This window comes from Baia soyae (genome assembly GCF_004341445.1).
In the GTDB taxonomy this organism is placed as follows: domain Bacteria; phylum Bacillota; class Bacilli; order Thermoactinomycetales; family Thermoactinomycetaceae; genus Baia; species Baia soyae.
This window is the reverse complement of sequence record NZ_SLXV01000009.1, coordinates 60,622-71,387: the sequence shown is the minus strand read 5'-3', so window position 1 is coordinate 71,387 and position 10,766 is coordinate 60,622. Positions and strand designations below refer to the sequence as shown.

At 41.1% G+C, this 10,766-nt stretch carries 11 protein-coding genes; 9 read left to right on the top strand and 2 right to left on the bottom strand.

Going from position 1 to position 10,766, the window contains the following annotated elements; translation table 11 throughout:
* Nucleotides 1-465: 465 nt before the first annotated feature.
* The 7 genes from EDD57_RS04845 to EDD57_RS04815 all read left to right on the top strand — a co-directional run bounded on the left by EDD57_RS04845 (nt 466) and on the right by EDD57_RS04815 (nt 4,736).
* A complete protein-coding gene (locus tag EDD57_RS04845; RefSeq protein ID WP_131848354.1) occupies nt 466-1,227 on the top strand; it encodes a hypothetical protein in 762 nt (253 codons plus the stop codon).
* 675 nt (nt 1,228-1,902) lie between these two features.
* Complete coding sequence (locus EDD57_RS04840; RefSeq protein ID WP_131848353.1) at nt 1,903-2,208, top strand: hypothetical protein; 306 nt, start codon at nt 1,903-1,905, stop codon at nt 2,206-2,208.
* 179 nt (nt 2,209-2,387) lie between these two features.
* The gene (locus EDD57_RS04835) at nt 2,388-2,627 is read left to right on the top strand and encodes a hypothetical protein (protein ID WP_131848352.1); all 240 of its coding nucleotides are present in this window, start codon (nt 2,388-2,390) and stop codon (nt 2,625-2,627) included.
* 102 nt (nt 2,628-2,729) lie between these two features.
* Nucleotides 2,730-3,164, top strand: a complete 435-nt coding sequence (locus EDD57_RS04830; RefSeq protein WP_131848351.1) for a hypothetical protein — start codon at nt 2,730-2,732, stop codon at nt 3,162-3,164.
* Nucleotides 3,165-3,391: 227 nt separating this feature from the next.
* Entirely contained in the window at nt 3,392-3,514 is a 123-nt protein-coding gene (locus EDD57_RS14925; protein WP_279388935.1) for a hypothetical protein, read from the top strand.
* Between the two features lie 71 nt (nt 3,515-3,585).
* The gene (locus EDD57_RS04820; RefSeq protein WP_131848350.1) at nt 3,586-3,777 is read left to right on the top strand and encodes a hypothetical protein; all 192 of its coding nucleotides are present in this window, start codon (nt 3,586-3,588) and stop codon (nt 3,775-3,777) included.
* A 338-nt stretch (nt 3,778-4,115) separates the two neighbouring features.
* Nucleotides 4,116-4,736 (top strand): hypothetical protein, encoded by a 621-nt coding sequence (locus EDD57_RS04815; protein WP_131848349.1) that lies wholly within the window; start codon nt 4,116-4,118, stop codon nt 4,734-4,736.
* A 616-nt stretch (nt 4,737-5,352) separates the two neighbouring features.
* On the opposite strand, the gene EDD57_RS15115 is transcribed toward EDD57_RS04815, so the two are convergent.
* Nucleotides 5,353-7,233, bottom strand: coding sequence for a S8 family serine peptidase (locus EDD57_RS15115; protein WP_165873672.1), 1,881 nt, complete (start codon nt 7,231-7,233; stop codon nt 5,353-5,355).
* A gap of 423 nt (nt 7,234-7,656) precedes the next feature.
* On the opposite strand from EDD57_RS15115, the gene EDD57_RS04800 reads away from it, so the two are divergent.
* A complete protein-coding gene (locus EDD57_RS04800) occupies nt 7,657-8,502 on the top strand; it encodes an MBL fold metallo-hydrolase (RefSeq protein ID WP_131848348.1) in 846 nt (281 codons plus the stop codon).
* A gap of 17 nt (nt 8,503-8,519) precedes the next feature.
* A complete protein-coding gene (locus tag EDD57_RS04795; protein ID WP_165873671.1) occupies nt 8,520-9,005 on the top strand; it encodes a DinB family protein in 486 nt (161 codons plus the stop codon).
* A 55-nt stretch (nt 9,006-9,060) separates the two neighbouring features.
* On the opposite strand, the gene EDD57_RS04790 is transcribed toward EDD57_RS04795, so the two are convergent.
* Nucleotides 9,061-10,650, bottom strand: coding sequence for a bifunctional metallophosphatase/5'-nucleotidase (locus EDD57_RS04790; RefSeq protein WP_131848346.1), 1,590 nt, complete (start codon nt 10,648-10,650; stop codon nt 9,061-9,063).
* Nucleotides 10,651-10,766: the final 116 nt, after the last annotated feature.

Sequence of the window (10,766 nt, the reverse complement as noted above, 5' to 3'; positions counted from 1 at the left end):
CTTTATACGACTCGACTCCGTCGAGGTAGGCTCTAGCAGCTTCCAATCTAATCTCTATTGAATACTTAGTCATAGAAAAAGCACCTCCAATTGGTGGATTTTTCGTGTCCAACAATTGGGGTGCAGTTCAGTATAGTCGATTTGTTTTTTTCAATGGAGCGTTACAATTTTGCTTGACCATGTCAGCACATGATAGATTATGATTGCTTTGATAGATAGAATTAAGGATTAAAGAATAAAAACGTCTTAAAATGCTTCGTAGACCTATGTTGAGAAAGAGACTACATGAAAAACAAGCACTCTACTAGAAACGCTGGCAGAGTGCTTGTTTTTTGTTATATTAGTCCCGCTCTCCCTGTCTGTTTCTATCCTGAATATTTTAGTCATAAACCAATATTGCTTTAATATTATTTATAATGTAAAATAATACGAGTATTCAACCACTTAGCATCAGGAGGAATTGACTTGAAGATTATTAGACGTTACTTTATTCCACTCCTTGTATTTTGTCTGTCCGTTACGTATTTGTTATACCCACATTCATCAGTCTCAGCACAGCAATTACAGGATGGAGTAATACAGGATAAGTCTGTTATATCTAAATATATTGACTTATCACTCCCAGAGAAAAGGAAATTTGAAAAAGAATTACCTAGTGAAATAAAACTTAAAGATACAGGTCATGTTGTATATAATCAAAACTCTGGTGATATTACTGCTTATTTCAACGATAAACATGGAAATAGCTTTTTTGGAGTTCGGTTTGACTCTAAAACTGATAAAGTGAAGGACACCTCTTCGCTTTTGTTTATACCAAAAGGAACAAATATGACTAATGTCACTATAACTTTACAAGGTAAGCAAACTGCTAACTATATGATGACTGGGAGTAAGGTAGTAAGTGGTTGGGTTTTCGAATACGGAAAAAAGGCTGATGCTGTTGGAGCTTTTGAGAGAATGGCACAGAAACAAAAAACCACCAGTATCTCTCCTCAAGTAGCTCCCTGTTTAAAAAAATGCATGAAGTCTGCTGGTGTACCTGATATAGTCAGTGCAACTATAACTTTTGCTTGTGGTCTTACATGTCTGCTTCCTAATCCCGCTTGTGCGGCTTGTTTAACATTTCAAGCAGGGGTTTATGGAGGAGCGATCTTTGCTTGTGCGCAAAAAAATTGCCCTAAGAATAATGTGTCTGTAACAGGAGCAACATGCTCGATAGCAAGCTAAATTTGTTAGTAGCAAGGGAAATTCAACATTAGCCCTTGCTACTTCTTTTAACTATTTAAAGGCGAGGAGATAGTGTATGAAAAATCTTCTTTTGAGATTTAGGAAGAAGAACTATCCACCAAGTAAACTTGTATGGCGAGCTTATTGGACAATGTCTTGGATCTTATGGATAATAATTTATATCAGGGCAAAATTATGGGATCAAAGTATTTTAGACTTTTGGGATTTGATTCTATTTCAAACAGTAATGTTATTGACGATCTCTACTATCAATACTTATTCAATTAGGAATGATAAGAAAAAGAGTGGAGAAAATAGCAAGGGCTAGGAGTTCCCTTTGACGACTTTCCTACAGGATCTAAATATGCCACACGAATGGGGGATATGTTCTCTCTCAGTTGTAATGGCATTGGTTTGGCGACCAGAACAGGGGATATAGATGACTGGTTCCCTGATGAAGTAGAACCCTTTTTACTAGGCATCCGTTAGTAGAGATGCTTTTTTTGTTTTTGTTCGACTCTCTGTCAATAAAAATTAATTCGGTCCAAGAAGGATAGAGAACCCTTTATACATGGCCACCTTGATAACTGATTTCTTATATATAGTCATCTGTACTACGTAAATGTAGCCGGTAAAATGACGAGATCTTACACCTACTCCGCATGGGGCGAACGGATGACCATGCTAAAAGAGGACACGAAAGAACTCTCCTACTTCGAAGCAGGGAACCGTGGTGTGGAGATGCTCACCGATGAGCAAGGCAATGTCCGTGCCACATATGGATATTCTCCTTACGGCGAAGACGATAAGGACATGTTTACTGGTGTTGACAAGATCGATGCAACCAAGCCCGATCAAGATATGTATAACCCATTCCGCTACGAAGGCAAGCGCTGGGACCCAAATACCAAGTCCTACGACCTGTCAAGAGGGGTTTTTGGTTTGAAAAAGTTCAGCAACTTTTTTCGGATAATTATGTAGAAAATGCAACAGATTTCAACTACTCAACTTGCTTTACCACGTATATTACTGTTTCTGACGTACAAGTAAGCTACTATAGCAAGAGTTTTGATGAATATCTTAAAAAGGATGGTAGTGTCTACTATATTGGTCTGGAAATCTCCGCAATCGCTCCATACGCTACTTTTAAGTATTATTGTGTGACTCTAGAGAGTGAACAGCGGAAAATTTGTAGTAGCTACACTCCGTTTTCGAAAGACGATGAAGAAATCGGTAGAAAGATTAGTGATTTTTTGAGTCAAGAACAAATCACTCTACTCCAAGACCGAGAATTATTGACCACAATTGTTCCAGGGGTATCGCGCGAACTAAGAACAGATGATGTAACTGTGTATCATTGTCTGTTTACAGATGGCGATTTTGGTCCGGATGCAATATAAATTATTCCTCACGAGAAAAAAGAGAGTAGGTGAAGAAGCTAAAATATCTCATCTAGACCTAACGGTTCTTCGTACAGAGGAAGTCGTCTATAAGAGAGAATTATGTCGGTAGAGGTATCTTTAGATTTTCAAGTTGTATACGGTGAAGGACAGAACATAATGAACTTGTTTGATGGATTCATATCTAATGGCTGGCAGTGCTACGACGAGGATAGAAAAGTTAGGTTTCTGCCAGTTGGAGATGATGACAATGATGATTGGCGAGATGAGATGATGAGCTTAACTCAATTACGCGAGATAATCAAACAGAAGATGATCAACAGAGAAGTGATTGGAGTTATCTTGAAATGGGAAGATACGGATATCGGAGGAAGTCTCTTGATCTGGCCGGATGGGAATTGCTCTTTCATGGCTAATAGGAACAGGAAAATACTAATTGGTAGAGTCACAGATATCAGTTGGTATCTATCAAAGTTAGTTCCAGCGGTTAACTCAAATGGTATTCGGATGATTGGATATAAAGCAAGTGAAATGTAGTCTTATCTTAAACCTGACAAGCCCCTTCTAAAGCATTTAGAGGGGGCTTGTACATATGACTTCGTTTTAGGAATTGCAGAATGTTGGAAAGGAAGTGTATATAGATGGATTACCTGGATCATAAAGAAATAGCTACTGTCGTACTTTTTGATTTAACATTATCAGAAGGTGAATTGATGGTTTATGAAAGTTGCATAGAGTATGTTTTACAAACATGAGACGAAGAAATGTTGTGTAAGTTGACGGGTTGTGAAAGTAAAGAAGAACTGGCTTCCTATCAGGAAGATTTGAAAGATATGATAAAATCGTTTGTTCTTCCAGAATATCTACCGGATAAGTATAAAGATTAAGAGAATAGCGATTGGGTAACTGTTATAGGGAGCCTCCACACTATGACTGGCTTGATTAGGAGTTGATGATGATGTCAGTACAAGCGTCTTTGGATTTTCATGTGGCATATGGTGAAGGGCAGAACAAAATGAGCTTGTTTGATGCGTTCATATCAAATGGCTGGCAATGGCACGATGAGGATAATGAAGTTTTCTTTTTACCAGTTGGAGATATTGACGATTATGACTGGCAATCGAAGGAGATGAGTTTAACGCAATTATGAGAAATAATCAAACAGAAGATGATCAACAAAGAAGTCATTGGAGTTTCTCTGACATGGGAAGATACAGACATCGGGGAGATCTTCTAATCTGGGCTGATGGTAAGTTCTCTTTCATGATCAATAAGAACCGGAAGAGATTGATTGATAATATTACAGATGTAAATTGGTACTTGATGAGGGTAATTCCGGTGATAAGATCCCTAGATCTGTATATTTCTGAGTACACGATGGAGGAAATTTACTGATATTTCCCGCTTTTTTCATGGCTTAAAAATACTTGTTGGTACCGTGTTCCGACAGGTATTTCTTTTGCAACAGAGCTAAGGAGGGCTAATGAGATGTACAAGGAAATCATTGAGAATTTATATTGTGATCGAATGTCAGTTGAGGATGCTACGATGTCCTTTGATCTTGATATGTTTGTACCTTTTATAAGTAGAATGATGGGAGATAAAAGTGTGCTTATGATCAAAATGGATGGAGAGCGAAAAAAGGATATATACACGATAGTATGTACAGGAGAGCTTGTGGGAGAAGAAAAGTCACTCAGGACGAATATATCCGACTTAGAGGAAGGGATAGCCTATGTTTGCTGTCAGTATGCAAAGGCTGTGTGGGGATGGGATATTAGAAATTTTAGTGGGACGTACAAGAAAATCTTTGAGAGTTTATATGCTGATCACATGATAATGAGTGATATTTCTTTGTCTGATGACCTTGATGTGTTTTTACCCTTTATAAGTAAAATGAGGGAAGATCAAAGCATATTTCTCATCAGAATTGATGGTAGACGAGATGATGATATATATCTGGTTCACTGCTCAGGCAAGATTTTAGGGGAACATAATCCAATTAGTATTGATACCTCCGATTTAGAGGAGGGTGTGGCCTATGTTTGTTGCAAGTATGCAGAGATTGTGTGGGGACGGGATCTGAAGGAGTATCAAGTCTATAGATAGAAAACAACAAAGGTGGAGGTGAGAATTTGGATTACAAAAATCATGAAGAGATAGCCAGTGTAACGCTTTTTGACGTGAGAGTCTCGGAGAGTGAGCTAATGGTTTATCACGACTGCATAGAGTACGTCCTAAAAGCATGCAGAGAAGAGGAGTTATATGAACTAATTAGGGTGAGGATAAGCAGGAATTGTCTTTTTTTCAGGAGGAATTAAAAAGGTTGATCAAAGCGTATGTTTTGCCTGAATATTTGCCTGGGAAATATAACGATTAAGCAGAAAAGGATGCGTGGAGATAAGGCTCTTTCTGTTTAAAGAGGGTGATGATGTTGGAGATTATAATAGAGAACGGTCAATATATTTATATACGTTTTTTAAAGAGAAATGAGTTCGGTATTGTAGAAGATACGTATCTTTCCGTAAATTGCAACTTGCTATTTGATGATAAGAATAATTGGATTGGGCTAGAAGTTAGGAATGAAAATTTTAATGGCCCCATTAAGTTTTCTAAAATAAAGAAGGTTGATTTTCCATACATGCCCCGGAACACATTAGCCCAAATCTCGTAACGAAAAAACCAAGAGGATGTGATCCCCTTGGTTTTTGTTTTTATTACTGAATTACTGATAGTACTTCACTTTATCGATGGTGTAGCCATACTTCGTGATGATCCAGTCAGAAACGAGGTTTGCAGTGATGGTGTCGCCATCTACTTCTACCCAGAAATCATTTTTGGTGCCTGTGAAGGAGGCTTTTGTAGCGCCAGCTTTGTCTTTGATGTGAACGAAATCGTAGTTTGCTTCTGTTTCAAGTTTGCTGAAGTGAAGAGCTACTTTTTGAGCGCCAGCTTTGGTGTAGGTTTGGTTTTCGCTGACACTATTTCCGTAAGGGTGTTTGGTATCGAAACGTTTGTCTTCTTCATGCCAGGAAGCTCCCGCTGGGAAGTTAGCGGTTAGTTTGTAAGCTTGTGTCTTGCTTGCCGCGCCGCTGTATCCAACTACTTTGACATAGTAGACTCCAGCTGCTGTAGCATTGTAAGCGATTGCTTCAGGGTTGGTACCACCTTTGATGCTGTTTGCAAGTTCTGTTCCAGAAGCATTGTAGAGATAGATATCGTAGTCGCCAGGTAGGTTAGCCAAGCTGATGTTGACTGCGCCAGCTGTACCTACGTTGAATTTGTAGTAGTCTACATCGGTGTTGGAGAAGATGAAGCTATCGTATGCTTTGCCAGAGTTGATTGGGCCGTAAGCAGTAGCCAAGGTATCGTTTGGCTCGAAGGTATCTTGCTCGTCTCCGCCGCCACCGTCGTCATTACGATCGTTGATTACAGCGCGATAAGCATTTAGACGACCATACTTCCAGTTAGGACCTGTTCCAGCGATTTTGTCAGCTGTCGCTTCAAGGATCTCGCGCACTTCTGTATGGTTCTTACCTTGGGAAGCGACTAAGGCTGCTACCCCAGCGGCATGAGGTGTTGCCATGGAAGTACCACTGTATTTAACATAACCGCCACCCATTTTAGTAGAGATGATATCTACTCCAGGAGCAGCTACGTCTACCCAGTCACCATAAGTGGAGAACGATGCTTTTGCATCATTGCTATCTGTGGCCGCTACGGCGATACAGTTAGCATAGTAAGCTGGATAGTTCGGGGCCGTGCTGGGTGTATTACCAGCGGCAGCCATGATCACTACACCTTTACCCCACGCGTAGTTTACTGCATCTTCCAATGCTTGTGAGCCACCAGAACCACCTAAGCTCATGTTGATGACCTTCGCTCCGTTATCAGCAGCGTAAGTGATACCATTTGCTACCCACTCATAAGTACCAGAGCCGTTGCTGTCCAATACACGTACCGGTAAGATTTTTACATCAGGAGCTACACCTGCTACCCCAATGCCGTTGTTTGTAGTGGCGGCAATGGTTCCTGCTACGTGAGTACCATGTCCTTGCCCATCATCGGCATTGTCATCATTGTCAACAAAGTCGTGTCCGCCGGATACTAATTTTCCAGCTAAATCTTCATGAGAGCCTTGAACCCCAGTATCCACAACAGCTACAACGGTGCTGCTGCTACCTTTGGTTACGTCCCAAGCTTGTGGTGCTTGCATTTTTTGTGGTCCGTATTGATCAGAGCTATATTTTGGATCGTTTGGTGTCCAGAATGCATGAGCCAGTTGGTTTGGTTCGGCGTATTCAACCTCTGGCATCTTCGAGTATTGTTCAACTGCTTCTTTCACCGTTTGATCTTGAATCTTAATGACTTGGAATCCGAGTTTTTTATTCTCGGAGAGTATGTTGGCTTTATTTGACTTTAGGAGGCTTGTTTTTTTAGTGGTGCTGATGTTTGACTTAAACTTTACGATGATCGAATTTTTGGCCATTTCCGCCGCTTTGCTAACAGGAGCTGCTTGTACGCTTACGGTAGTGGGAGCGAGTAAAGAGAGCGCTAGTCCTACCGCGGCTACCATCGAGCCTACGCGTTTGTACCCCTTCTTCATCTTACATTCCCCTTTCCCATAGTGGGTTTTGTTTGTTGGTTGTGACTTAGCAACATGCGGCATAAAGCATCTACCGAACGGGGGCAAGGTGAAAATCAGCGATTTACATGAGATAAGGCTAATATGAGATTAAGATTTATTAATTTTGCGAAAAATTAACACGTTAAATGATTAAAGTGTTTTTCGACCACTGAATAGATTGATGCGTCTCGTTTGAAGGATTCGCTGTTTCTAAACCAAGTCCACTGTTCATGTAGATTTAATTGTGTTTCTATTTAGAATATTACATGAAGATGAATCAGATGTAAATGGTTGATTATTCATTTTTTAATTTTTTTGTTTTGGATATTTAGAGGCAATGTTTCAAACTAATATGAAATGGGTATTAGTGGACAGATTCTCAGGATAGAGAGGGGCTGAAGAATGGGAGTAGAGAATAAGATGGAGCGGTTAAAAGTATTTCCAAGTATGATTTTTCAAACGAATTCAACGGTATTTGTCGGGGAGAGTTTCGTATTAGTAGTAGATCCGACTTGGTTTCCTGAGGAAGTTCGAGCAATTCGTGATTATGTAGATCAGGTAAAGGGAGATCGAGAGTTATACATCTTTTATACGCATGCCGATTACGATCATATCATTGCCGCGGGGCTATTTGCGGATGCGATTCCGATCGGGAGCGTTTCGATGAAAATGTACCCAGAGAAAGAGCGGGAACTAGAACGAACCCGGCAGTTTGATCGAAATCATTATGTAAAGAGGGAGTACCCTGTGGTATTTCCAGAGATTGAGATTGTCATTACAGAAGACGGACAAGAAATCCAATTAGGTGAGACCACGGCAACTTGTTATCTCACCCCGGGCCACACATTTGATGGAGCTATGCTTTATCTACATACATATGGTGTGTGGGTTGTAGGAGATCATTTCTCAGATGTAGAGCTTCCGTTGATCAATTCAGTAGAAGACTATAAACAAACGGTATCCAAAGTACATCGTTGGTGGGATCAGATTCAAGATGAGATAAATTGGATGATCCCGGGCCACGGCTTAGCAACTTCTGACCGTATGGAGATGGAGAGGCGTTTGCAGGAGAGTCAGTACTATTTGGACGAGCTAGAAAAAATAGCTCTCGATACTGATGAAGATCAGCTAAACGAGCTTCGTGACAAAATCTGTATCCCACCAAATGACTTTATCCAGAAATGTCATAACGAGAATATAGCCAAAATGAAAGAGTATCTCCTTAAGCAAGAACGACCTGAAAAATGAAATGGAGTGTTGATCAGATGACTTATTTAGAGCAGATTCGCACCGCTTTGTTAGAAGAGCTAGCGTCTCTTTCGGATGAACAGCTCAACGAAAAAACCGATTCTTCTACTTGGAGTATCGCGCAAGTGTTAGAGCATCTTGTTCTTACTGAAGGCTTTATTTTCTCGATGATTTCAAAGGTGGCCAGGGAGAACAAGCTGACTGATATTCCGGATAAGCCGATTCACTTCGTAGCTGATCGATCTAGGAAGGTGCAAGCACCTGATTCGCTTACGCCGAAAAAGGATTATTACGCAAAGGAAGAGCTTGTACAAAAGCTAGAGCAAACTCGGAAGCAAACCGATGCTTTTATGGAGGAATATAGTGAAGAAGATTTGAGAAAGCGATCTATGGTTCATCCAGCGTTCGGTGACTTGAATCTGATGCAATATGTCGAGTTCTTTGGGCATCACGAAGCGCGCCACTTGGCACAGATTCGAGAGATTAAAGAGACAATTGCATAGATGTAATCCACAAAAAACGGTCTAGGGACACCCTAAACCGTTTTCTAGTATTCTCTTATTCTACGACGACTTTCCAGTTATGATTGAGAGTCGCATGGATCGTTCCTTTTTGTTGGAAATAGTCTGCTAGAAGCTCGGATACTTCAGTCGGAATTTCACGGACGACAGGCTTGTCTTGGAACATGAAGTAATTGCCCCCACCTGCGGCACGATAGTTATTCATCACGACCTCGTATTCGCGTTCGAGGTCGAATGGCTGTCCGTTACGAGTTAGCTTGGTGATGCGCTCGCCGAAAGGCTTGCTGATATTGATCTCGTACTCGATGCCTTCCCACATATCAAAGTTGTAATGCTGTGGTTTAGGTTCTAAGAAAGCCGGATTTACCTCGATTTGTTCGCCGTTGTAAGGAGCGAAATAGGTGGCGGTTTGCTCCAAGGCTGCTAGGATGTCTTTTCCTTTGAGACGTAATACTTTTAAGGTGTTGGGATAAATATAGTTAGCCACGATATCTCTCATGGTGACGTTGTTAGGCATTCCTGGGCTTATATTGTCAAATAGAGCCGTATTGGAAATCTCCGCGCCTGTCAGCTCCATTTGCACATGGTTCATCCATTCGATGAGCGGGTGATCCCCAGTTCTCACTAACATCGGATCGTGTACGACCATGTCACCTTCGATGCTTCCGAGCGGCTGATCGAGCCATTTTTGCGTTTCTTGTTCGTATGGCTGGATCATCTGAAGGATTGTCGCATCCGGTTCCACTCCTACTAAGTCATGAAGCTTACTCTTGATCTGGAAGAGTCGCCAATCCCCTTGAACCAGGACAAACTCTAGTTCGACTTGACCTACTAGGTTTCCGTGGCTTCCTGGTTGAATGATATGAACTCCATTGATGTTCCCACTTGGGATGTGACGATGCTGGTGTCCGGTGATGAGAATATCGATGCCTTCTACTTGACAGCAGATTTCATAACCGACATTTTCCCCGGAGAGTGGCTCCGTTGGTTCACCACTGATTACATCTCGTTCAAATCCGCCATGGTAGGAAACCGCGATAAAGTCAACCGTCTCTTCTTCACGAAGAACCTGGACCCATTTGTTCAATTCGATGATCGGATCGGCGAATTGAAGCCCTTTAATATGGTGTGGTTCTTCCCAATTTGGAATATAGCTGGTCGTGACCCCGACGATGCCCATGCGGAGGCCGTTGGGGAAGATATGAATCAGGTAGGGGGTTCCGAAGGTTGGTTCGCCTGTCTTTTCGTCTAAGATATTACAGCTAAGCCAAGGGAACTGCGACTCTAGCACGACTTGCTTTAAGACGTCTGTTCCGTAATTAAACTCATGATTTCCGATAATCGCGGCATGTGTACCCATATGGTTAAAAAGCAAAGGGATCGGATGAATGGTTTGTTCTTGGTTCATTTTGACATAGTGGTAGGTGAGTGGAGTTCCTTGGATGCTATCTCCATTATCTAGGATAAAAGTATTAGGCTCTTTATCCTTCAACTGCTGAATTTTGGTGGCAATTTTAGCCAAGCCGAATTCCGCGGGGGCTTTATTGCCGTAATGAAACGGTAGAATGGTTCCGTGAACATCACTCGTCACAAGAATTTGACACGTTTTACTTTGGTTGTTTTCCATAATATCCTCCGTTATTTTCTTAGTAATAAGATGTTTTTTACATATATTCAACATTTTATTATCGATTCACATACAAATCCTTTTGATGATTGTATGAAAACATGATACTATATCAG

Bases quoted from the DNA above. Each gene is read 5' to 3' on its own strand.
- EDD57_RS04790 (WP_131848346.1), bottom strand. From the start codon at position 10,650: ATGGAAAACAACCAAAGTAAAACGTGTCAAATTCTTGTGACGAGTGAT.
- EDD57_RS04840 (WP_131848353.1), top strand. From the start codon at position 1,903: ATGACCATGCTAAAAGAGGACACGAAAGAACTCTCCTACTTCGAAGCA.
- EDD57_RS14925 (WP_279388935.1), top strand. From the start codon at position 3,392: ATGTTGTGTAAGTTGACGGGTTGTGAAAGTAAAGAAGAACTGGCTTCC.
- EDD57_RS15115 (WP_165873672.1), bottom strand. From the start codon at position 7,233: ATGAAGAAGGGGTACAAACGCGTAGGCTCGATGGTAGCCGCGGTAGGA.
- EDD57_RS04795 (WP_165873671.1), top strand. From the start codon at position 8,520: ATGACTTATTTAGAGCAGATTCGCACCGCTTTGTTAGAAGAGCTAGCG.
- EDD57_RS04800 (WP_131848348.1), top strand. From the start codon at position 7,657: ATGGGAGTAGAGAATAAGATGGAGCGGTTAAAAGTATTTCCAAGTATG.
- EDD57_RS04830 (WP_131848351.1), top strand. From the start codon at position 2,730: ATGTCGGTAGAGGTATCTTTAGATTTTCAAGTTGTATACGGTGAAGGA.
- EDD57_RS04815 (WP_131848349.1), top strand. From the start codon at position 4,116: ATGTACAAGGAAATCATTGAGAATTTATATTGTGATCGAATGTCAGTT.
- EDD57_RS04820 (WP_131848350.1), top strand. From the start codon at position 3,586: ATGTCAGTACAAGCGTCTTTGGATTTTCATGTGGCATATGGTGAAGGG.